This window comes from Microcoleus sp. Pol10D4, assembly GCF_036701555.1.
In the GTDB taxonomy this organism is placed as follows: domain Bacteria; phylum Cyanobacteriota; class Cyanobacteriia; order Cyanobacteriales; family Microcoleaceae; genus Microcoleus.
This window is the reverse complement of record NZ_JAUBRA010000066.1, coordinates 15,689-39,353: the sequence shown is the minus strand read 5'-3', so window position 1 is coordinate 39,353 and position 23,665 is coordinate 15,689. Positions and strand designations below refer to the sequence as shown.

At 45.3% G+C, this 23,665-nt stretch carries 17 protein-coding genes and 1 pseudogene; 7 read left to right on the top strand and 11 right to left on the bottom strand.

The annotated features are described in order from the left end of the window. The first annotated feature begins 109 nt into the window (after nt 1-109). On the top strand, nt 110-1,858 hold the full coding sequence (locus tag QUA36_RS25250) for an ABC transporter ATP-binding protein (RefSeq protein ID WP_333162303.1): 1,749 nt from the start codon (nt 110-112) through the stop codon (nt 1,856-1,858). Between the two features lie 264 nt (nt 1,859-2,122). Here QUA36_RS25250 and QUA36_RS25245 read toward each other — a convergent pair whose 3' ends face one another. Both QUA36_RS25245 and QUA36_RS25240 read right to left on the bottom strand, forming a co-directional pair. Next, a complete protein-coding gene (locus QUA36_RS25245) occupies nt 2,123-3,238 on the bottom strand; it encodes a fatty acid desaturase (protein WP_333459485.1) in 1,116 nt (371 codons plus the stop codon). 592 nt (nt 3,239-3,830) lie between these two features. Next, on the bottom strand, nt 3,831-4,013 hold the full coding sequence (locus tag QUA36_RS25240) for a hypothetical protein (RefSeq protein ID WP_190663429.1): 183 nt from the start codon (nt 4,011-4,013) through the stop codon (nt 3,831-3,833). A gap of 87 nt (nt 4,014-4,100) precedes the next feature. On the opposite strand from QUA36_RS25240, the gene QUA36_RS25235 reads away from it, so the two are divergent. Then, the gene (locus QUA36_RS25235) at nt 4,101-4,319 is read left to right on the top strand and encodes a hypothetical protein (RefSeq protein ID WP_333459484.1); all 219 of its coding nucleotides are present in this window, start codon (nt 4,101-4,103) and stop codon (nt 4,317-4,319) included. 110 nt (nt 4,320-4,429) lie between these two features. Beyond that, a complete protein-coding gene (locus tag QUA36_RS25230; RefSeq protein WP_190734193.1) occupies nt 4,430-4,897 on the top strand; it encodes a hypothetical protein in 468 nt (155 codons plus the stop codon). A 74-nt stretch (nt 4,898-4,971) separates the two neighbouring features. Here QUA36_RS25230 and thiO read toward each other — a convergent pair whose 3' ends face one another. Both thiO and QUA36_RS25220 read right to left on the bottom strand, forming a co-directional pair. After that, complete coding sequence (gene thiO, locus QUA36_RS25225) at nt 4,972-6,069, bottom strand: glycine oxidase ThiO (protein WP_333459483.1); 1,098 nt, start codon at nt 6,067-6,069, stop codon at nt 4,972-4,974. A gap of 151 nt (nt 6,070-6,220) precedes the next feature. Next, nucleotides 6,221-6,559: a 2Fe-2S iron-sulfur cluster-binding protein gene (locus QUA36_RS25220; protein ID WP_333107358.1), complete on the bottom strand. Its 339-nt coding sequence runs from the start codon at nt 6,557-6,559 to the stop codon at nt 6,221-6,223. Nucleotides 6,560-6,676: 117 nt separating this feature from the next. Here QUA36_RS25220 and cimA point away from each other — a divergent pair, with 117 nt between their 5' ends. Next, entirely contained in the window at nt 6,677-8,293 is a 1,617-nt protein-coding gene (gene cimA / locus QUA36_RS25215) for a citramalate synthase (RefSeq protein WP_333369988.1), read from the top strand. A gap of 141 nt (nt 8,294-8,434) precedes the next feature. On the opposite strand, the pseudogene QUA36_RS25210 reads toward cimA, so the two are convergent. The 3 genes and pseudogenes from QUA36_RS25210 to QUA36_RS25200 form a co-directional block, all read right to left on the bottom strand. Further along, nucleotides 8,435-8,680, bottom strand: a pseudogene (locus QUA36_RS25210) (IS1/IS1595 family N-terminal zinc-binding domain-containing protein); the annotation flags it as partial. A 196-nt stretch (nt 8,681-8,876) separates the two neighbouring features. Then, nucleotides 8,877-9,845: an SPFH domain-containing protein gene (locus tag QUA36_RS25205; protein ID WP_333162316.1), complete on the bottom strand. Its 969-nt coding sequence runs from the start codon at nt 9,843-9,845 to the stop codon at nt 8,877-8,879. Nucleotides 9,846-9,975: 130 nt separating this feature from the next. Further along, nucleotides 9,976-10,407, bottom strand: a complete 432-nt coding sequence (locus QUA36_RS25200; RefSeq protein WP_333162318.1) for an NfeD family protein — start codon at nt 10,405-10,407, stop codon at nt 9,976-9,978. A gap of 334 nt (nt 10,408-10,741) precedes the next feature. On the opposite strand from QUA36_RS25200, the gene QUA36_RS25195 reads away from it, so the two are divergent. The 3 genes from QUA36_RS25195 (at nt 10,742) to QUA36_RS25185 (ending at nt 16,765) form a co-directional block, all read left to right on the top strand. Then, nucleotides 10,742-12,880: a protein phosphatase 2C domain-containing protein gene (locus tag QUA36_RS25195; RefSeq protein ID WP_333459482.1), complete on the top strand. Its 2,139-nt coding sequence runs from the start codon at nt 10,742-10,744 to the stop codon at nt 12,878-12,880. A 530-nt stretch (nt 12,881-13,410) separates the two neighbouring features. Next, nucleotides 13,411-15,318 carry a 1-deoxy-D-xylulose-5-phosphate synthase gene (gene dxs, locus QUA36_RS25190; RefSeq protein WP_333459481.1) on the top strand — a complete coding sequence of 636 codons (1,908 nt, stop codon included), beginning with the start codon at nt 13,411-13,413 and terminating at the stop codon, nt 15,316-15,318. Nucleotides 15,319-15,544: 226 nt separating this feature from the next. Next, nucleotides 15,545-16,765 (top strand): NAD(P)/FAD-dependent oxidoreductase, encoded by a 1,221-nt coding sequence (locus QUA36_RS25185; RefSeq protein ID WP_333459480.1) that lies wholly within the window; start codon nt 15,545-15,547, stop codon nt 16,763-16,765. 59 nt (nt 16,766-16,824) lie between these two features. Here the strand turns inward: QUA36_RS25185 and QUA36_RS25180 are convergent, their stop codons facing one another. The 4 genes from QUA36_RS25180 to QUA36_RS25165 all read right to left on the bottom strand — a co-directional run bounded on the left by QUA36_RS25180 (nt 16,825) and on the right by QUA36_RS25165 (nt 23,426). Continuing rightward, nucleotides 16,825-19,242 carry a sulfotransferase gene (locus QUA36_RS25180; protein ID WP_333459479.1) on the bottom strand — a complete coding sequence of 806 codons (2,418 nt, stop codon included), beginning with the start codon at nt 19,240-19,242 and terminating at the stop codon, nt 16,825-16,827. Nucleotides 19,243-19,314: 72 nt separating this feature from the next. After that, complete coding sequence (locus tag QUA36_RS25175; protein ID WP_333459478.1) at nt 19,315-21,387, bottom strand: ATP-binding cassette domain-containing protein; 2,073 nt, start codon at nt 21,385-21,387, stop codon at nt 19,315-19,317. Beyond that, nucleotides 21,388-22,179: an ABC transporter permease gene (locus QUA36_RS25170; RefSeq protein ID WP_333459477.1), complete on the bottom strand. Its 792-nt coding sequence runs from the start codon at nt 22,177-22,179 to the stop codon at nt 21,388-21,390. Next, nucleotides 22,176-23,426, bottom strand: a complete 1,251-nt coding sequence (locus tag QUA36_RS25165; protein ID WP_333459476.1) for a glycosyltransferase — start codon at nt 23,424-23,426, stop codon at nt 22,176-22,178. The genes QUA36_RS25170 and QUA36_RS25165 overlap by 4 nt, the downstream gene beginning before the upstream one ends. Between the last annotated feature and the right edge of the window lie 239 nt (nt 23,427-23,665).

Below are 23,665 nucleotides of genomic sequence, written 5' to 3'. Positions count from 1 at the left end.
CTTCCTTCTTCCTTCTTCCTTCTTCCTTCTTCCTTCTTCCTTCTTCCTTCTTCCTTCTTCCTTCTTCCTTCTTCCTTTCCTCAATCAATCTCAAATTACGCACTAACAAATGGCTCGTTATTCTCGACTGCAAAAACTCGGCTCTTATATGCGCCCGCACTGGAAACCGACATTCTGGGGCATTTTTTCGCTGTTAATTGTCAATGCTGTGGGCGTTTACATTCCCCTGCTGATTCGGAATTCAGTTGACACTCTCCAAGTGGCGACAAAATTTGACGAAGTTTTCAACTTCGTGGCACTAATTCTGATTCTCGCCTCAATTATGTGGGTAATTCGGATGGTGTCGCGGATTCTGCTGTTTGGCGTGGGGCGTCAAGTAGAATTTGACCTCAAACAGCAAATTTTTAACCATTTATTAACATTAGAACCGTCTTATTTTGCCGCTAATACGGTAGGGGATTTAATTAACCGCGCTACTTCCGATTTGGACAATATTCGGCGCTTGGTGGGGTTTGCGGTGCTGAGTTTGGCGAATACGGCATTTGCCTATGCTTTGACTTTACCGGTGATGCTGGGGATTAATGTAAAGCTGACACTGTTTGCGATCGCCGTTTACCCTTTAATGTTAGTTTTGGTGCAGTTATTTAGCGACAAACTTCGCATCCAACAGTTAGCCGTGCAAGAGGAATTGTCGGCGATGAGCGATTTGATTCAGGAGGATATGAGCGGGATTTCCGTAATTAAAATCTACGCTCAAGAAGAGAACGAACGCCGAGCTTTTCGCAATTCCAACGCACAGTTGCTATCAGCAAATTTGGAATTAGCAAAAACTAGAAACTTTATTTTTCCGCTGCTGGGCGGTTTGGCAAGTATCAGTTTGTTGGTGCTGCTTTCTGCTGGTGGCGGGGCAATTGCTAATGGTCAAATTAGTATTGGCGATTTTGTGGCGTTGCTGATTTATGTCGAGCGTTTGGTGTTTCCGACGGCGCTGTTGGGTTTCACCATTACTGCTTACCAGCGGGGAGAAGTGAGTGTCGATCGCATCGAATCAATTCTGACTGTGGAACCGCAAATTAAGGATGCTCCCGATGCAGTTGAACTTGCAACTCCAGTCAAAGGCGAAATTGCGGCTCGCCATCTAAATTATACTTATCCGGGCGCTAAGACACCCGCGCTTAAAAATGTTGATTTTACCATAAAACCGGGAGAAACTGTCGCAGTTGTTGGGGCGATCGGGTCGGGAAAATCAACTTTAGCTAATGCACTGCCACGCTTGCTAGATATCGATCCGGGCGAGTTATTTGTAGACGGACAGGATATTACCAAGGTAAAATTGACCGAATTGCGCGGGGCGATCGCCTACGTTCCGCAAGAAAGTTTTCTGTTCGGCACTACCATCAAGAATAACATCCGCTACGGAAACCCTTTAGCGGAACAGCCGCAGATTGAAGCTGCGGCAAAACAAGCGCAAATTCACGCCGAAATCCTCAACTTTCCGCAGCAGTACAAAACAGTTGTCGGCGAGCGCGGCATTACTTTATCCGGCGGACAGCGGCAGCGGACTGCACTTGCTCGCGCTTTGTTAGTTGACGCCCCGGTGTTAATTTTGGATGACGCTCTTTCTAGCGTTGACAATCAAACTGCTACCGACATTTTGCGAAACTTGGCAACGGGAACCGATCGCAAAACGGTAATTTTTATCTCGCATCAAATGTCAGCGGCGGCTAGTGCCGATCGCATTTTTGTGATGGAGAGAGGAGAAATAGTTCAGAGTGGCACTCACCTTGAATTGGTAGGCCAACCAGGGCTTTATCAGTATTTGTGGAACCAGCAAAAATTAGAGGAATTGCTGCATTGAAAAGTGACAGATACTTTGAGTCATCTATACTTAGACCCTAGATAAGTAGGCTGGTGCAAATAAACTGGTCACGAGGAGGGAGGGTTTTGTCAGAATAAACTGGCTGCTAGTATAGCTCACGGTTAAACCAGCCCTATCCATCTAATGTTTATTTGTAACCACCTACTTAACCAGGAAAGTTAGGGTTGAAAATTATTCCACTAACTGCCTTCCTAATCATAGGATTTGGTGCTAAAAAAGCAACCAAATTTATTGCCACCGAGTTTAATTAACTACATTACTCAATGGGATTTCTTGTTGTTGTTGCAATAATTTAATCGATTGCAGACTATCTGAAGCAGCATCCCAAAGAATGAATTTGAAGCAGTCAGGAATATCGCGAATTGTCAGGGCTTTTGAATTAGCCAGCAGGTGAATATTAGCATTGTGACAGGCCTGAAGATTATAGTTAGGTATTCGCTCAGAGAGATGATGAATATTGTGGTAAGCAATATCAGCAGAAAACCAATTGAGAAGATTTGGTAATTTTAGGTAACTACTGCCTTCAATTGCGCCAAGAAGATAGTCCCAACCCTCAGCTTTATGAGCGTAGGAACCATCAAAATTATGCTGAACAAAGAAAATACAGATAAATATCGCTGCTGAACAGGTCATGACAATTGAGTAAACACTCCAGAAAAAGCCAAACCCCAGTAAGTTGCTCAGATAAATCCAGCTACCAATAACACAAATATTGTTGAACAGTAAATCCCAAAACTCAGCCGTCGTATACCAATGTTTGGATTTATAAGAAGCAATAATTGCAGATAAACCCATGCCAAAATCTTGATTGAGACAAGCAAAAATATGTCGGATAAAACCAGTAATTCCCAAAATTAGCGCGAGTCTTGGCTTAATAATTAGATAGAAAAAACCACCGGGAAACAGCATCAATGGGTGTCTGAGTAACTGATATATTTTTTGACTAAATGGACTTAGCGCCGCAAATTTTTCGGTGGATATCAACGCCGAAGGGCCTCGGTACATATCCCAATTACCATTATGTTTGTGGTGATAAGCGTGTCCCCTCGACCAGGGGTATTGAGGAATCGCATTGATGATACCTAGCAGAAAACCCATAATGCGATTGACTTTTTTGGAACTAAAAAGAGAATAGTGTCCGCAATCGTGCATCAAAGAAAAACAACGTCCTGAAAAAAGTGTCATCAACACCATTATCGGCGGCAGCAGGAATACAGAAATGGCAGCAGCTTTAAAGGCTAAAAACCATAAGAATGTATAAGGAACCACTGTATTGAGTATTTGGCAAGTAGCTTTCAAATTGTTGCTCTTCATATAAGGAGCTAGCACAAAATCCGACTTTTTGATCGCGTTTTTCATTCAGTATGTCTATGGTGTGTGGATAAGTGCTTCGCTTACCATCAGGATAGGATGGGTATTTTTGGCATTGTTTTATTGCAGGTAATTGGGTTAATTGCGGTTAAAATTTGACCCATACTTTACAAAATTGCTGATAATATTTAGTTCATTAGCTCCTCGTTTGGATGGTTTCGCCAAGCTGAAGCTCATCCCAGCGTTGACGTATTTAATCATAACAAATTGCTGGAGTAATTTCTAATAGTTGCAGCAAATTGATTTCTATTTTATCCTTACCTGTTAGGAGAATAATAAGTTATTTGGTGTGATTTTAGGTTGCCATGATATTAAGCAAATATGAGATAGGGATGGTTCTATTAACCGTCATTGCAGATGAGCATCTTTGCTCGACAATTCAGTTAGGAATGGTAAGTGATGCGGAACCGTATCAACCTGCAAATTCACAGGTGTATTGATAGGCAGATTTACATGAGAAATCACCAGGCATCAACCAGGCATGAAAAATCAATTTCAAGCAGTGTATTCAATGGTTAGCATATTTTGGTGAATGAACAGATTCTGTCAATACCCAAAGCTACCTTGCCGCTTGTTATCTTCAACTCGCATTGGTTTCTTGCTGTCGCACTGTAGCAGACTTTACCATATTTTTCAGCGCGGGAACAGTCTGCAATAAAGCATCTGTCTCTAATTTCCCAGTAAAAAATGCTTTCAGGGCTTTCTTTATTTCCCGGTTGTTACCAATCCGAGGATATTCCCATGTCTCAGCGAGAATCGTCATAACTCAACTTTGTTGGCCGAAAAAACTGTGAAGCCTGTCAGCCGCCGAACAAATTGCTGCACCGGAAGGCATTAATATGATTGTTGGTTGCACGATCGCCATTCGGTGATGTATGCCACTATTTTGGCTTGCATAGTCGGTGGCACACTTTACCGTACCGGGTTCTACCCCAACTCGATCGCAGGTTCAAAAGTTGGGCTACTCGCGAAAACTTTTTATTGGCTGGCTATAGGGGCGATCGACAAACAGCCCGCCCCGGAAACCAAAGCTGACACAACATCCGAAACAGCAGAGGATTTTGGCTAAACTCCTTGAGAAGAGAATTTGAGGGGCGATCGCAATTGCCTGCGTTTTTTGTGCTCGGAGATAGCTCGGATTTGCTACAATCTAATCGCACACGCGACTAGAAATGGGTTATGACCGAACTATTAGATGAGACGCTTTCTATTGAAATGGCCGCTCGCATCAAAAGCAACCGTAAAAACTGCTTTGACAACGCCTGTAAAGCAGCGTTAGCCACCGAGGGCGCGATTTATGTTCAAGGCTTTTTAGCCGTGCCGGGAGTGCCATATAAACCCATCGAGTATAGCTGGATTGAACTCGACGAGCGAATTGTTGACCCAACATTTCCCCATCTCGGTTTCATCGCTCAAGACATTCATTACTTCCCAGTCCAGCGCTTCAGTGTCAAGAAACTCAAAGCAATCCTAGAAGAATCAAAAGAAGATTATCCTGAAGACGACCCGCTGCCAATTTACGGTAATCAACCTTATGAATATTACGGCGATTTGATGTTAGGCGGTAGCGATTACCAAAATGCTTACGATTTGGCTGCCGCTAAATGCAGGGAATTAAACCAACCCAAAAAGCAGGATGCCAACTAATTCAATATTTACCAAAAAATGGTTGGATGCGCCTATTATAGCAGTAAGGTACGCTGCACCCTACGTATAGAGGTTCAAGTACGTGCTGAAGCTTCAAACCTCGAATAATGAAAAGCAGCCAATAACGGATCTAACTTTTGCTCCCACATCAAATCAGCCAATAATTTAGCCGTCACCGGAGCCAACAAAATGCCGTTGCGGTAATGCCCCGTAGCCCATGTCAAATTCTCCCAAGCACTAGCACCTAAAATCGGCAATTCATCAGGAGTAGCCGGCCGAAATCCCCACCAAAACTCCAGAATCGGATAATTTTGTAATTCGGGATATAACTTAATGGCTCCTGCTAGCAAGCTTTGCATTCCTGCAGGCGTATTTCCCGGCGTGAAATCCACATTTTCGCTAGTTGCGCCAATAATAATTCTGCCATCTTGACGCGGCACAATATAAATGCCAGTCCCGAATAGAACGGTTTGCAGGGGCTGGATAACTCCACAATCTTCTGGTACACATACTGACAGCATTTGTCCCTTTCTTGGAAAAACAGGAACATTCAATAACTGCTCCGACCAAGCACCTGCAGCCAAAACATAACGGTCTGCTTGCAATTTTCCTGCTGTTGTTTCAATGCCAACAACTCGGTTTCCTTGCCGAATAATTTCTCCTGCATTGCCTTGAATAATCTCAATCTGCAATTCTTTAGTTACGGTCTGAAGTGTCCGAAATAAAGCGCGGTTGTCAACTTGAGCGTCGTCAGGATACCACCAACCGCCAATTACTTCTTGACCTAATCCAAACTGGTGCTGTCGAACAGTATCTCTGTCCAACCATTGATAATTAAGGTTTGACGAAAACGGCTTTTCTTGAGGCTCATTTTGACAAACTGGTGCGAGAATTCCCGATCGCCAATATCCCGTTTTCAATCCGGTAATATCTTCTAGCCGTTCCACCCAGGCAGGATACAGTGCGCGGCTTTGCAAGCACAAATCCAGCATCGGACTGGGGGGAATTCGTTCGGCTTGCGGGGCCAGCATTCCAGCAGCAGCCCGGGCCGTCGGTTGTTTAGAATCGGCGGTGATAACCGCGACAGATGCGCCTCGCAATTTCAGTTCTACTGCTAGCGAAAGACCAATTATTCCGCCGCCAATAATCAGAATATCTTTAGATGAATTCATTAACTTTTATATGGACTTTCTGGCTTTTTTGACCTCTCAGGTTTCTTTATGGTAAGGTGCCCCGTGTGCACCTTACAGTTAGAATTCTTGCACAAGTCTTACAGATTATCTGGCAAGGCGATCGTCCTCTCTGCCTTCCTTAACAAAAAATCTATGCTTGGGGTTTCCAGACAGTTTCAGAACCTTGACCCCAGAAACCGTCATATTTTGTCACCTTAATATCGCCTAAAACCTTGGTTTGGCAGGACAAACGGCGATTGGAGGCGGGAGAATGGGGAGGAACCGAAAGTCGGGCTTTTTCGCGCCACTGGGGCTCGGAAACTTCGCCCTCGACGGTGACGGCGCAGGTGCCGCAAGTGCCGAGGCCGTGGCAGTTGATGACTTTGGCGTTGCCGTTGTAGAGATCGATGCCGTTTTTGAGCAATACTTCACGGAGATTCGCTCCGCGATCGCACTCAAATGTTTTTCCTTGCGCTTGTACCTTGACCACAGCAATTTACCCCAGTTAGATTTATGTTAATTTTCCTATATATTATCGCATTAAATTCCAATAAATTCATCTAATATGGTAACTGATATATTACCAATTTCTTGATCGCAATTTCCCATGACAAATCGGCTCTGGATCTACGATACCACGCTGCGAGACGGTGCTCAGTGCGAGGGACTATCCTTATCTCTCGAAGACAAACTGCGAATTGCTCGACAGTTAGACAGTTTAGGAATTCCCTTTATTGAAGGCGGCTGGCCGGGGGCTAATCCTAAAGACGTACAATTTTTTTGGCGTCTCAAAGAACAGCCGCTAACTCAAGCAGAAGTTGTAGCTTTTTGTTCGACTAGGCGGCCGGGAACTACGGCAGCTAATGATGAAATGTTGCAGGCTATTTTGTCCGCCGGTACTCGCTGGGTGACGCTGTTTGGCAAGTCGTGGGATTTGCACGTTATTGAAAGTTTGAAGACAACGCTAGAAGAAAATCTGGCGATGATTCGAGATACAATTGAATATTTGCGGAGTCAGGGAAGGCGCGTCATTTACGATGCCGAACACTGGTTTGACGGCTACAAACACAATCGAGATTATGCTATTAAAACTTTAGAAGTAGCCGCCGATGCCGGTGCAGAATGGCTAGTGCTTTGCGATACTAACGGCGGTACTTTACCTCATGAAGTCAGTCAGGTTGTTCGCGATGTTTTAGAAGCTTTAGGAACTAATCGCGAAAAATCTTTACAATTAGGAATTCACACTCACAACGACTCGGGAGTTGCGGTTGCTAATGCTTTGGCTGCTGTGCGGGAAGGAGTGAGGATGGTACAGGGAACTATTAACGGTTACGGCGAACGCTGCGGAAATGCCGATTTATGTTCCTTAATTCCTAATTTTCAGCTAAAGTTGGGTCAGAATTGCATTGAAGACGAGCAATTAGTTAGATTAACTCAAGTAAGTCGCTCGATTAGTGAAATTGTCAATCTTGCTCCCGATGATCATGCTCCTTTTGTCGGCCTTTCGGCTTTTGCTCACAAAGGCGGAATCCACGTATCGGCTGTTGAGAAAAATCCGTTAACTTACGAACATTTGGAACCGGAAAAAATTGGCAACAGGCGGCGAATTGTGATTTCGGATCAAGCGGGTTTGAGCAATGTCTTAGCGAAGGCGCGCACTTTTGGCATGGAGCTCGATCGCAAAAATCCTGCTTGCCGCCAAATTTTGGAAAAATTGAAAGATTTGGAAAGTCAGGGATATCAATTTGAGGGTGCAGAAGCTTCTTTTGAATTGTTAATGCGAGAGGCTTTGGGAAAGCGCAAGCATTTATTTGAAATCAAAGGTTTTCAAGTTCACTGCGATAAAGGTAGGGAGGAAACAGTTAATTCTTTAGCAACGGTGAAGGTGACTGTTAACGGTCAAGATATTCTGGAATGCGCGGAAGGAAACGGGCCTGTTTCGGCACTTGATGCGGCTTTGCGGAAGGCTTTGCGGAATTTTTATCCGGCAATTACTGATTTTAACTTAACAGATTATAAGGTGCGGATTCTGGACGGATGTGCGGGAACTTCTGCTAAAACTCGCGTGTTGGTTGAGTTTAGCAACGGTCAAGACCGCTGGACGACTGTTGGGGTTTCTGGTAATATTTTGGATGCTTCTTATCAAGCGGTTGTTGAGGGTTTGGAGTATGGTTTGGTGTTGGGAGATAGGGAGGCGATCGTTTTAACTGTTTCGAGTTATTAGGTTGACGGCAAAGAGAAGTTGCCTGAATATCGATGTTTACATAGATATCAGGCGATTTCAAGATAGAGTTAGCCAATTTAAAAAGGGTGAAACCTGAGATTTTGCATCATTCTTAATAAGGATTTTATGGGCTGTGAGTTATCCTAGTTGTTTAACCCAATTCATAATTGTTGTATGATGTACCCCTTTGACTCTTTCAATCTCCCTAAAACCCATGCCATTAACATACATTTTTAGGCATTCATCTTTCACTTCTTGGGCATAACCTCTGTGCGGTTGATAGCAGTCTATAAATTGTCTACCACAGGTAACACACAGGTAGTTCTGCTTACCTTTTTTACGCCCATTTTTATTGATATGAGTTGACTTACATTCAGGACATTTCATAGATATGACTTGTGTTAAATTGTTTTTTGTGAATTGCTCTCAGCATCAATTCTATCTTAATTCAGCAACGCCGATTATTTAATAATGTGGTGCGTGATGGCACAATTATTTTGGCTATTTATGCTAACTCTGTATGAGGAGTTTCATCCCTCATACAGAGTTACCAGTCTCTTTCAATTGCCCATTCTAGCTAAGACTACTTTTTCACCTCATTATCATTACCTTCCCCAACTATCGATCGCATTCCTTCGAGCGTAGCGGGAATGCTGCGCGGGTCCATAAACATCACCTTGGTGCTGTCGCTGGTGCCAATTTTTAGACCCATATCCAGATAGTTTTGAGCTAACAAAAATTGTAAAGCTTCCCGGGCAGTGGGGTCATTTTGCAGAGTTTTGGCGATTATTTGCAAGGCCTCAGAAGTAGCTTGAGCTTTCAAAACCTGGCTTTGGCGTTCTGCTTGAGCTTTCAGGACGATCGCCTTTTGTTGAGCTTCCGCTTCCAAAATAGTCGCTTTTTGGCGCGCTTCTGCATCCAAAACTTGCGCTTCAGCTTTACCTTTGGCGCTGTTAACTGCTGACTCGCGTTCGCCCTCGGATGTCAGAATTGCCGCCCGCTTCCGTCGATCGGCTGCCATCTGCAATTCCATCGATTCCTGTACAGTTTTAGAAGGAACAATATCGCGCAATTCTACCCGCGTCACTTTCACTCCCCAAGGATCAGTAACAAGATCTAAATCTCTGAGCAATATTTCATTAATTTGAGAACGAGCAGTAAAGGTTTGTTCGAGATCCAGTTGACCCATTTCAGCGCGAATTTGAGTCAGCACCATATTTACCATTGCTGACTGGAGATTTTCTACTTTGTAACAGGCTTTTTCCAAGTCTACAATGCGCCAGTAAACCACAGCATCAACGGTGATGGAAACGTTGTCGCGGGTGATACAAGCTTGCGGAGGAATATCTAAGACTTTTTCCCGAATGGTTTGCTCGTACACGACGCGATCGAGAAACGGCTTGACAAAATTCAAACCGGGTTCCAGTCTCCTGCCACTGTATTTACCTAAAGTTTCCACCAGCGCTTCATTTCCCTGATTGATAATCTTGACGGAACCTGCGAGGGCTGAGCCGCCGAGTGCTAAAAATACAAGTAAAAAAAATTGTTCCACAACAGACTCCTAATAATTATTGATTGTTAACTGTTGGTTATTGGTTATTGGTTATTGGTTATTGCCAATGCCCAATGCCCAATGCCCAATGCCCAACTACCAATTTCCAATTCCCAATTCCACATTTTGTTTAAGAATGCAAGAGATTTTCTGGCAAAACTATCAGAGTAGTGCCTTTCCGTCCCACGACAATTACGTTTTGGTTGGGGGGGATAGTGGCCTTCGTGTCTTCGCAGCGAGCTTGCCAAGAATTCCCCTCATAAATGACTCGGCCCGCTTCTCCGGGGGGAATTTCTGTTAAAGTTTTTGCTTCCTGAGAATCTGCGATCGCCCTTGCCGTGCCTTTTGGTATCAACCGCCGAGATAGCAGCACAAAAACTGTCGAAAACACCATCCACAGGAAAATTTGTAAATTAACGTAAGGTAGAACTAGAGAGCATCCAGCTACGGCGAAGGCGCTCAGTCCCATCATAAAAGCGACAAAAGCAGTCGGGAGAAATAGCTCTGCCAAACAGAGCAAAGACCCAGCTAGCAGCCAAAGGAGCGTCGGAGTCAAGATCATAAAAAGAATAGGTGATACTATTTAGATCTTAGATTGGAAATTTAAGATTTAAGAAATGCAAACAACTGACTCTGCAAGGGTTTGCCACTTGCAACCCCTCAGAGCGATTTTTCGCGCAGCGGTACCAGGTTGAGGCTTCCATCGTACTCCAAGTCAGAGTTTAGTAACTTAGATTACAATTTTAGCCGGTGCAGACTGGCAGAAACTACAATTTCTACGGGCCCAAAGGCAGTTAAGAAATTGATAGGGGCTAAAATCAGTTTATTCTCAAGCTCATGAATTTGGGCTTGCGAATCCTATATCTTCAGAATGTTTTTACACAAACTATTTCGATATGATCAGCAGTTTCTCCGAACCCATTTATTGCCCGAATCTTAGCTGTCCAGATCCCCGCAATACCTTTGGCCGCCAGCACTGTGCAGCGTGCGAAACGGATTTAATTTATCGCTATGTGTGGGTGGTGGGACAAGCAGCCGAGGAAGTGCCGACGGGGAAGGTAATAGCCGATCGATACTTTGTCATTGCACCCCAAATCTGGCTCGACAGCCGTCCAGCTTTGCCTCCGAGCGTCCCGGAACAACTGCCGGATACGATTATGCCTTACCTGCATTTGTATCCCCAACGGCTGCATACGCCGGAAGTATACGGTTATTGTGCCTTGGGGGAAGCACCGGAAGCGGCAGAGGTGCTGTTGTTGGAAAATGTGCCAATCAATAATTTCGGCAGCCTGTATCCTTCTATTTTACAAGCTTGGTCTGGGACAACCGCCGCGCGCCAAGTTTACTGGCTGTGGCAAATGCTGCAACTGTGGACGCCGCTATCGGAACAGGGAGTCGCTTCGAGTTTGCTGGTACCGGAAAATTTGCGGGTGGAAGGTTGGCGGGTACGCCTGCTGGAACTGCACCGGGGCAATTTTGTACCGACGCTGCGGGATTTGGGAGATGTGTGGTCAGGTTTGGTGGAATCAGCGCAACCCGAGGTGCAGTCGAAACTCGGAGAGATTTGTCAGTTTATGCGCCGCAGCAGCATGAATTTCGACGCGATCGCCCTGGAACTAAACGATTTACTATTAGAACAAGCCACTCAATTACCTCTGCACTTAGAAGTAGTCGGCATGACTGATACCGGGCCGCAGCGCTCCCAAAATGAAGACAGTTGCTATCCGGTTGCTGCTGATTTTCAATTTAGCAAAACTTCAGTGGGCGAGAAACTAATTCCTTACTTGACAATGGTTTGCGACGGGGTTGGAGGCCACGAAGGAGGAGAAGTTGCCAGTCAATTAGCCGTGCAGTCCCTGAAAGCTTTAATCCAAAATTTGCTCGCAGAAATTGCTCAACAAGAAGAGTTGATGACGCCCACAATGGTTATCAAGCAACTCGAAGAAATAGTCAGAGTTGTGAATAATGTGATTTCTGCTCAAAATAATGAGCAGGGAAAAGAGTTGCGGCAGCGGATGGGGACGACTTTGGTGATGGCCCTCCAGTTGCCTCAAAAAGTGAAAATTTCCGAGGATTTGCCCTCCAATAACAGTCACGAACTTTATTTAGTCAATGTTGGAGACAGCCGCGCTTATTGGATTGGCAAAAATTACTGCCACCGGCTAACTGTGGACGACGACGTAGCCTCAAGAGAAGTCCAGCTAGGACATTGTTTATATTGGGAGACTCAACTGCGATCGGATGCAGGGGCCCTGACTCAAGCTTTGGGAACGCGGGACGCCGATTTCCTGCGCCCGACGATTCAGCGATTTATTATCGAAGAGGAAGGCTTACTGCTGCTGTGTTCCGATGGTTTGAGCGACAACGACTGGGTAGAGAAATCTTGGGAGAATTACGGCCCAGAGGTGCTTGAGGGCAAAATGTCTTTGGAAGCCGCGGTTCAGTCTTGGATTCGTCTCGCCAACGAGAAAAACGGTTATGACAACACCTCCGTGGTGGCGACTCACTGTCGGATGTCGCCGGAGAGATTGGTACTGTTTGATCCGGCTGTGGCGTCAGCGCCGGCATCAGCGCCGGTGTCAGCCTCGGTGTCGCTGCCGCCTTCCCTCGCGGCGTCTCTCCAGAAGTCCGGGAGGATTCCAGAATCTCCGCTGTCAGAATCGTCCAAACAATTGTTGTACCCCGAAACTTCCCCCGCCCCGGAACCAGTTCAAAAACGGCGATCCAAGCTGCCGCTGCCCCTACTGGCCGTGTTGGGGCTGATATTGGCCGGCGGCGGTTTAGGTTTGTGGGTGCAAAGCCTCCAAAGCCCCCAGCCAGAACCCGCACAAGTTCCGCCACCGCCGGAAACTCCCGCCCCGATTCCTTCGGAGACTCCCTCGCCCGGGGCCGAGAGTCCCTCGCCGTCGCCCGAATCGACTCCTGCGGAAATTCCGCCCCCCGATGCCGAGAGTGTCTCGCCGTCGCCGGAATCGACTCCTGCGGAAATTCCGCCGCCCCAAGAAGCGGAAACTCCTTTGCCATCAGCGGAGTAAGGGAGATTAGACCTCTTTTAAAAATCCTTTCCCTCAATTGATGGGACGGGCTCTCCGGCCCATCCCACAAGAGTTATTTTTTCTTGTGGGATGGGCCGGAGAGCGCGTCCTAATTATTTTTGCAAGAGGTCTATTGAATTAATTTGAGGCAGAAGGAAGGAGCCAGAAGAAGTGTTTTTACAAATATGAGATGCTCCATCACAGTTAATGATTTTGTATCATAGTCCGCTTGCAGAAACAAGATGCCTAAAAAGTCAGCCATCGCTACAAAAAGCAGTTTAAAATTCCTAAGAATTCCAGTTCAACTAACAATTAGCGATTAGCAACTAACAACATAAGCTTTTTTTATATTGACGGCGCACAATTTATTAACTATAATTACCAGGTCAAAAATAACAAAAATCTTACGCCTAACAGTTTTTCTCAAATAACCGTTAAACTATTCTAACGTTTGCCCGTACCCAACGTCGCAGGCTCAACCTATATCTGTTAAGGATTCGTCCTGATTCACAGGAGCAAGATTTTAAAATATGCATCTCAGCGAACTGACTCATCCAAACCAATTACACGGCCTCTCGATTCATCAACTCGAACAAATTGCCCGACAAATTCGAGAAAAGCATTTAGAAACTGTAGCCGCTAGCGGCGGCCACCTCGGCCCAGGATTGGGTGTAGTCGAACTGACCTTAGCACTCTACCAAACACTCGACCTCGATCGCGACAAAGTTACCTGGGATGTCGGCCACCAAGCTTATCCTCACAAATTGATAACCGGCCGCTACAACCAATTCCACACCCTACGCCAAAAAGACGGCGTTGCAGGCTATCTCAAGCGCTGCGAGAGCAAATTCGACCACTTCGGCGCAGGCCACGCTTCCACAAGCATTTCCGCAGCACTAGGAATGGCAATGGCGCGCGACCTTAAGGGAGAAAACTTTAAAACTGTAGCAGTCATCGGTGACGGCGCATTGACTGGCGGCATGGCACTCGAAGCGATTAACCACGCGGGCCATATGCCGAAAACCAATTTGTTAGTTGTGCTCAACGACAACGAGATGTCAATCTCGCCCAACGTCGGCGCAATTACCCGCTATTTGAACAAGATGCGATTGTCGCCACCGGTGCAGTTTCTCAAAGATAACTTAGAGGAACAATTTAAACACATTCCCTTTGTCGGCGAAACTTTTACTCCTGAAATGGAACGCCTCAAAGAAGGGATGAAACGCTTGGCCGTCTCGAAAGTTGGAGCAGTAATTGAAGAATTAGGCTTTACTTACATGGGCCCGGTAGATGGACACAATTTGGAAGAGTTAATTACCACTTTCAAACAAGCTCATACCATTCAAGGGCCAGTGTTGGTTCACGTGGTGACGGTGAAAGGCAAAGGATATGCGATCGCCGAAAAAGACCAAGTAGGATATCACGCCCAAAATCCCTTTAACTTAGCCACAGGCAAAGGCATTCCCTCCACCAAACCGAAGCCTCCAGCTTACTCGAAAGTCTTTGCCCACGCCCTGGTTAAGCTAGCAGAAGATAATCCCAAAATTGTCGGCATTACCGCTGCTATGGCAACCGGAACAGGTTTGGATAAACTTCAAGAAAAACTGCCTAAACAGTACATTGATGTAGGCATTGCCGAACAGCACGCCGTGACTTTATCCGCTGGTTTAGCCTGCGAAGGAATGCGTCCGGTTGTGGCAATTTATTCGACATTTGTGCAGCGAGGCTATGACCAAATAATTCACGATGTTTGCATCCAAAATTTGCCAGTTTTCTTCTGTTTGGATCGAGCCGGCATTGTTGGTGCTGACGGCCCAACTCACCAAGGGATGTACGACATTGCCTTCTTGCGGTGCCTGCCAAATATGGTAGTTATGGCACCAAAAGATGAGGCTGAATTACAGCGGATGATAGTCACGGGAATCAACCACACAAGCGGCCCGATCACGATGCGTTACCCGCGCGGAAACGGTTACGGCGTACCTCTGATGGAAGAAGGTTGGGAAGAATTGCCGATCGGCAAAGCCGAAATTCTCCGCAACGGCGACGATGTGCTGATTTTGGGTTACGGTTCAATGGTTTATCCGGCAATGCAAACCGCCCAGATTCTGAGCGAGCACGGTATTGAAGCAACTGTCATCAATGCGCGTTTTGTCAAGCCTTTGGACACCGAACTAATTTTGCCTTTAGCACAGCGAATCGGCAAAGTTGTCACAATGGAAGAAGGCTGTTTGATGGGCGGATTCGGTTCAGCAGTAGCCGAATCTTTGCTCGACAATAATGTCCTGGTGCCAGTGATGCGGTTGGGTGTACCCGATACATTGGTAGATCATGCAACGCCTGAACAATCATTTGCCAGTTTGGGATTAAATCCGTCGCAAATGTGCGATCGCATCTTAGCAACATTCAGCCGCAAACAGTCACCTGTTAGCGTGTAAATAGCTAGAATGGTAGGGTGCAGCGCACCTTACCATTCGAGACTAATCCTAAGAAATACTCGATCTATGACAGTGTAATAAAACGACCCCACAAGTCTGATGGTGTCACATTCAGAACTCTACCTAAAATTTGACCGTTTGAAGCAATTTGAATAGTAGTAGCGTCATAACTACCATTGCGATATGTCGGCGGGTATTTTGACATTGGAAGCGAGTTAAAAGCAAAATGAATTTAAAAAGTTTTGACATAGTAATAGTAGGAGCCGGCCCAGCAGGCGGTCACTGCGCGAGAATCCTAGCCCAATCCGGCCACAAAGTCTTGCTGGCAGAGCAAAACGACAATTTTAATAAAAATGACTTTTCTAGCGCCGCCACGCCTCTAGAAACCCTCTCTAAATTCGATTTACCCGAATCCGTTATCGGCAGTTTTTGGCACAAACTTACTATTGAAACTAGCAAAGTCAGTCAAACTTGGGAGTCTCCCGAAAGCTTGGGAGTTGTTCTCAACTTTGCTAAATTTAGAGCCTTTTTGGCCAGCGAAGTTGAGCGATTTGGCGGTGAAGTTTGGCTGGGTTATCGCTACATTCGACACTCACAAGAAAACGGCGAAACAATAGTAGAATTCAAACAGTTATCCGACGGTAAAATTATCAAAGTTAGCACAAAAGTATTGGTTGATGCTACTGGCTTTGCTAGGGCGATTATGTACCAAAAAGAGAATGATAAGCCCGATTTTTTGTCGGGAACTGGAATTGAATATTTAATTGAAGTAGAGTCAGAAGTTTACAATAAATACAGCGGTGATTTAATCTTCTTTTTGGGTGATAAATGGATGCCGAAGGGTTATTCCTGGATATTCCCAATGGAACCAAACAGGTTGAAAGTTGGTGCGGGTCGAATTTTTTTAGATGCGAAAACGGTGAGGCATTTGTCACCCCTTAAAAAATACATTGATTTACTGATTGATGAATATCTGAAGTCTACAAATTATAAAATTATTGACAAACACGGTTCGACGCTTAAGTACAGTCCTGGTTTGAAGGATATTTATTGCAAGGATAATATAATTGCGATCGGCGATAGTGTTTCGACAGTAAATTTTTTGGGTGGCGAAGGGATTAGACACGGGATGGATGGTGCCCAAATCGCGGGGAAATATATTCAAAGGTATTTGGAGGGGAAAATCTCAGATTTTCGGGATTATGAGACAGAAATGCACCGCAAGTTTGATAAGAAATGGAATATTTCGGAAAGGTTGGCGGTGAGAAAATATATCGATGATGTTAATGATGAACTAACCGATAAAATGATTTCTTATTTAAAGTATATGAAAACTGAAGATGTTATGGATATTTTATTTGATTATAAATTTGAGAAAATTTCCCGAGGGTTAGGCGGTTATTTGCAGAGAAAAATCAAGGAATTGATTAAAAAATTTCACTTGTAAGGTGCGTCCGTTGAGAGATTGTTAGTTGAGGGAAAAATCTCGCTGATTAACGCACCATACTAAGCTAATTTTAAGGCATTTTCTGCGGTGACTTGAATGCGCGGCAGCAACAATAAAGAATCCTCAAAACTGCTCAAATTTAACTGATATGATACACCAAAAGTATATCCACTCGCTCCAATTAAATGCGCTACAATTGGATCGACATCCCCGTAAGGATAAGCAAAACATTTAACAGATTTCTCTAATCCCCGTTCCAAGATAGCACGGGATTTGGCTGCCTCCCGCACAATTTCTGTGGGCGACAATGCAGTCAAAGGTTGATGAGTAGCAGACATAGAACCGAATTCAATCCCTGCATCCCGCAGTTGCAAAATTTCCGGCCATCCCATTAACGGCACTTCTTCAAATTCGGCTTTTTCCCAACTATTTGTCTTTCCTATTGACTCCGCTACGAGAAAAACAGTTGCTGTAAAATCAAAGCGTTTTAGCAGAGGCCAAGCATATTGGAAAAAGTCTAGATAGCCACCATCAAATGTCATCAATACAGCTTTACCGGGTAAAGGAGTTTTAGCCAGTTTTGCGGTTCGCCAATTTTCCCAACTCGCACTGTAATAACCCAGATTTTTGAGATTGTGTAACTGTTGTTCAAAAATCTGGGGAGTAACTGCGTCTAAACCGTCAGGAGAAATGCGGCGGTAGGAGAGAATCGGGAGTTTTTGTGTACGGCTATGATTGTCAAAAACTTGAGGTTTCACCGAGTGAGAAACTTCCCGATAAGAAGATTTTGAGTCAATGATTTCCGGTGCGTAAAATACTTGCTTTGGAAACTCGTTTTCTGGGGGAATTTGCATTGTCGGTTCCCCCGCGATTGCCGCCGCTGACTCGATTTCCTGCAGCGCCGCCGCCGGGAGTGAGGCGCGACGGCTGACACTTGTCCCGATCGCACCCGATCGCCTGCCGAACATCACCGCATTTGGCGGGTAAATGCCCCCAGCACCCGGTGCATTCAACCAGTCGGGCAAATTAGACCTTTGTTGAGCACAAGAGGCTAAGCGCGATCGTAGCCATTGTTTGCCGTTGAGTGGTTTTCCCACCAAAGCTTCTCGCACGGCGGCGACGCACAACTCAAAACCAAAATTTCGATTAATTGTCGATCGCAATTTTTGAGCCGAAACAAAATTATTTTCCACCGCAACAGCGACAATACCGACAGCAACGCCGCCTACTTTTACCAGCACGTCAATTTCAGAAAGCTCAACTTTTATATTAGCAAATTCCTCGCTAACTTCTACAGCCATCAAATCTTTTTCGAGGGTAATTGTTGGAACATCCTCTGCTATTTCTGGCTTGTAGAAATCCTTCAAATGCCAATGCGGACGCCCCCATAATTCTTGCAAAAATAGCGTCGAATCATGTTTAGGGTGCAATGGTTCCAGCAAAGTTTCCCACAATTTATTGCCTTTTTCGCAGCGATTGCGTTGAAAGAAGCGATCGAGAATTTGCCAAGCAAACTGGGCTGCAACCGCATCCGCCAACACCGAAGCCACAACCATACCATCGCAAATCGGCAATTCAATAATACCAAGTTGAATTCCTTCTAGTTTGATCGTACAGGACAGGCGATCGCATATTTGCCAAGCGTAAATATCCGAAATTGGTTCGGTCACTTCCACCGTAAGTTTCCAGGCTATTTCACCCTTGAATCGCTGAATTTTATCTAAAATATATCTGATTTCATTTCGAGTGAAAATTTTATGATATTTGTGAACATTACTACTTTTGACATCTCTCTCAATTCCTTTGTGCCAAGGTAGATTCAAACTTAGCTTTGCGGCTTTTTCTTGATAATTAACGAGCATTGTTTCGTCATATTCAATGCCCATAAAATGACAAATCTTTCCTAAGATTTGTGTTTTGTTATCTAAAAGCTCCTCATATTTAACTAATATATGATTATATTTATTAATATATTTGTTGCTAGTTAACATCGCGTGTTCCCAGCGATTGATACAGTGGTTTAAATCCCAACCAGCGCCCCACAATTCGTTAAAACTCCTAGTAGCATCATACATAGAAGCTATTGTGTCCATACCGTTTCGCAAAATATGTATGAATTTTGCATTCGGCAAGAAGCGCTCTATGTCATCAATAAAATATATGTGTTCCGGCGTTTTTTCCAACCAAATGCTTTTTTTTTGTTCAGCAGCCAAACCATCCAAAACTCTCACAAACCAACTAGCTTTAGCTTCCACACTTTGGCTGTCATCAAAATCTTTCAAAAGTTCAGGACGTTTGATCTCATCCTTAAAAAAAGCTTCCATTCTACCTGGCAACTTTCCCGCAAACTGATCGTATAGCAAATAGTGAAAAAACTTAGATTCGGGAAAAGAAATAACTTCGGGATGAGCGGCTAATAAGCTTTGAAGAATTGTTGTGCCACTGCGAGGCGCTCCTACGAGAAATATGCGTTTCATAACATTTTGCTATAATTAACGGTATATTTTGAGGTAGGTTGGGTTTTGTTCTCGGAACCCAACCTACCAATTCTAACTCCAAGTAAAATCTTGTTTTAACAAATCAGAAAGCTCCTGATTGTAAGGCTTGAAATAATCTGTCAATTGTTGTTCGATTTCTGCTGGTATTTTGCTGTACTCCTCGCTCGTATTCATCTCATATTCTTTACTTACGATCGCACTAATATCCAAGAAATCTAACACTTCCGAAAAAACTTTATCGGTATTCGCCTCAAAATCTTCGCTTTTGAGAATTAGCAACTGTTCCCTCGGAAAATAATCGAGCCAATTCCTGATTTGTTCGACATAAATTCCTCGCGACAAATAAGAATAATGTTGGTGGTTGAAACTGTAATAATCTTTCTCGGCTTTGATCTTTTCAATTTCACCTTTTAGGCGATCGGGCTCCGAAGCTATCGCCTTTTCAAAATCCAGCTTTTCGCAACTGATCGCCACTTCTAAATGATAGTGCAGCCAAGCTCGTTTGACCGGGTTTCGCAGCATTACAACTAGCTTAACATCCGGGAAACACTTGTAAACCCGCTCGGCCACCAACGGATGATAAATATAGTAACCAGTCATCTCCCACAGCAACACCTTGTCACCAGTTACGCTGCGAGTCAACTGCTTGCTGTACCAATCAACACCCCGCTCAAAATTCAAATCAAAAAACTGAATTCTCCTCGCACCTTCTTTAAGAATTTGCAAGTAATTTTCCAGATAACCACACAAAGCCTCAGTGCCGCACTTTTGAGCGCCAATAATTAAAAAGTCTGGTTCCTGCTTATTTTCCAACTGAGTCAAAATCTTGGCATAGGCGGGATTATCATTATTAAATGCGTGAACTTTTTCGGCTGGTTCGGGTAAATCCGCAACCTGCATCTTGCCATCAAATTCCCAGCGGTAGGGCGGACAAAGAATCGTTTTTTGGCTTACAGTCGATCGCACATACAGCGGATAAAGGTGCCAATGATAATCATAGGCGTAAGCAAAACTCTTCTCGTAAACCCCAGGATTCACATAATACTGACCGTTGCCTAAATCCAGCCTGTCTACGTGCAGGCGGATTGTGCCTTTACCTTCCGCCAGCGGCAGCAATCTGCCCATTTGATTAGTATTAGTCTCAAAACAACTTTGACCGTCTTCCCGGCTGATTGTGACGGCAAAAATAGCACCCGAAATTGGCTTCGGGGCAGAATAATGAATTTCCACAGTAATAGAATCGCCACTGTTTATCTCATCATCCGGCAACACTTTAACATCCGTAATTTCTACTTCCAAAGAACCGAAGCGATTGTCATTGATTCGCAGTTGTGAACCCGTACTCGTCACTTCAGGAGGACGCATGGGAGTGCGTTTTTCGGTGGCTGGGCGCATTTCCGACAAATACTGACCGACTACCACTTCCGGTTCCCCGTAAGCCACGATTTCACCTGATTTCAGCCACAAAGCCCGATCGCACAGTTTATGAATTTGCGCCGCGTTGTGAGAAATCAAAACAATCGCACAGCCTTGATTCTTAAACTCGGTGATTCTGTTCAAACATTTATTTTGAAAAGCCACATCACCAACCGACAAATGTTCATCAACTAACAGCACTTCTGGATCAGTGTGTACCGCCACCGAAAAAGCCAGCCGCATTTGCATCCCGGTACTGTAAGTCCGCATCGGACTATCAATAAACTGTTGCAATTCCGCAAATTCAACAATATCATCAAACCTGCGCGCCGCTTCCCGACGAGTTAAACCGGCCACCACCGCACCCACAAACACATTTTCTCTGCCCGTTAAATCCGAGTGAAAACCCGCACCCAAATCCAACAAACCGCCAATTCTGCCATTAACTTCAATAGTTCCTTCTTGAGCCTGGCCGATACCGCCAACAAGTTGCAGCAGCGTCGATTTTCCCGCGCCATTCTTGCCGAGAATTCCCAGCATTTCTCCGGGAGAAACAGTGAAATTGATATCCCGCAGTGCCCAAAAACGCGCCTGCGGTTTCATCTGCCGAAAACCCGCCAAAGCGGCCTGCATAATCGTATAAGGTCGATCGGCAGAGTAGCGGTTGAAACGTTTCCCCAAACCCTTGACAACAATAGCTTGACGCATTTACAATTCCTCCACAAAAGTATTGCTTTGCCGTCTAAAAATTCCCAGTCCGATCGGCAAAAGAGCAGCCACAACCAAGCTAAGAATTAACAGCGCCAGCCAATCCGGCTGCGTACCTTTGAGCAGTATGGCGCGGTAAGCTCCCAGCAGTGGCACCATTGGATTCAACTGATAAAGAGGCTGAAATTGTTTCGGGACGCTGTTGAGGTCGTAGAAAATCGGAGTCAGGTAAAACAGCATCTGCAAAAGTACGCCCAAAGTGTACTGAGTATCGCGAAAAGTGACATTCAAAGCCGCGAGGGGATAAGCCAAACTGACTGTCAAAATAAACTGAATAGCCATCAGCAGCGGCAACACCAACAGCAGTGCACTCGGCTGAACGCCATCAATTGCCAGAAAGATAATTAACACGGGCAAAGCTAACATAAAGTGAATTAGCCCCGTCATAGTCGTGACTACCGGCAAAATTGCCGTGGGAAAATTAGGCTGTCTGATTAGCGCTTTATTGTTGGTAATTAATCCCGTTGCTTGAAATAATGCGGTTTGAGACCAACTCCAGATTAACAAACCGCTGAAAGCAAACGAAGAAAATTTCGGAACGTTAATCGGTACAACAGAACGAAATACAAATGAAAATACAGCTAACTGCAACAGCGGATTGATTAAAGTCCAAGCAATCCCCAAAGTCGATCGCTTGTAAAGTAATTTTATATCGCGATCGACCAACACCCGCAGTAAATCGAAGAAATGAGCGATTTTGCGCCTGTAACCCACCCTGGGAGCACTTCTCATCGCACACCTCCGGCAACTTCCTGCGGTTCCGACTGTAGCTGCTCTTCCGGCTCAATCTCAGCTAACTGCTGCGCCTGCAACTGCGCTTTTCTGTAAGCAAAAGGACTGTCGAGAGCTCCTAGTAACTCGCTGACTACCAACTTGCGCGGCAGCAAACCCGGAACCCCCAAGCGGCGCACCAGCCACCAACCAAGCCACTGAAACATAGCAAATTTCCAAATTTCCCAACGCGGCACAGTGCGGTTGCGATCGCACGTCAGTAAAAAAGCCCCAAAGCTCCGCCCATTGTCCTGTAACTGCCGGCTCAAAGCCTCGGCGCTGCGTCTGTGCCGATGCCACACAAAAGCTCTCGGCTCATAAAAAGTCGAGTATCCCTTCGCCAGAATCCGATGAAACATCTCAATATCCCCAGCACCGCAAGTCGCAGTACCCACATCGAGAGCAACGTCAAAATTGCCCACAGCCTCGAAAACTTGCCGCCGGAAAGCCATATTCGCCCCCACCCCGTATTTGCTCGCCCACAGCAACTCGCGCGTCGAGAGCTTGCTACCATCAAATTTAAAACTGTCGAGGTATTGCAGCATTCCTCCGTAGCGGAGTTCAAATTGAATTTGAGCCTCTGTTTCTAGTTCCGCCGGCGCGACTAAACCGCTCACGGCCATAATTTCTGGCTCAGCAAACGCCGCAGCAATACCCCGCAGCCAACCGCGATCGGGCCGCACGTCGTCGTCAGTAAAAGCAATAATCTCATGCCGCGCTTCAGCGATCCCGCGATTGCGGGCCCAATCCAATCCTGGTCGTTCTTCCTTGACGTATCGTACCGGTAATCGCGCTACGAATTCAGCGGTGCTGGTGGTTGCAGGAGCGTTGTCTATAACGATAATTTCGCGGTGCGGATAGTCGAGGGCGAGCAGAGCTTCCAGAGCGCCTTTGAGCAAATCTGTGCGATCGCGCGTGCAGATGACAACGCTAATTGACGGCAGGTGGCGATCCGCCACTGCTTCAGAAACAGCGCCGAACTGCTCTCCTAAAGTCGATCGCACCAACTCTTTTCCTAACTGATCCACAATTGTTTGTCGCACTCGCTCAGCGGAAATTGTTTGTTCCCAGGGATTGTTACTAACAGAAGCCCAGCCCAGAAGCCGTCCCCGGTAGCGAACTAAAATGCGAACTGCTTCGTATTGTTCGAGTTGCCTAATCGGATTAATCTGTTCGGTAAACTCAATTTCCATCACTTTTATTGCCATTACTTGCTCCTGAAAATTTTGCAGCGGGCACTAGATAAAAAAGTTTTGACTTGGGACTTTTAACTTTGGGGTTGCAACTTTCCAATTTTCCAACTTTTGAGGTTTGAATTTTTGGTTTCACTTCCCCGAATTCAGTAGATATGAACGAAAAAAAAAATCTTCGAGGGGCTAGTTTAGCTAAGCATAACGAGATATAAGCGAGAATATGAAGGCACTCACCTGCCCGAATCCTGTAATCT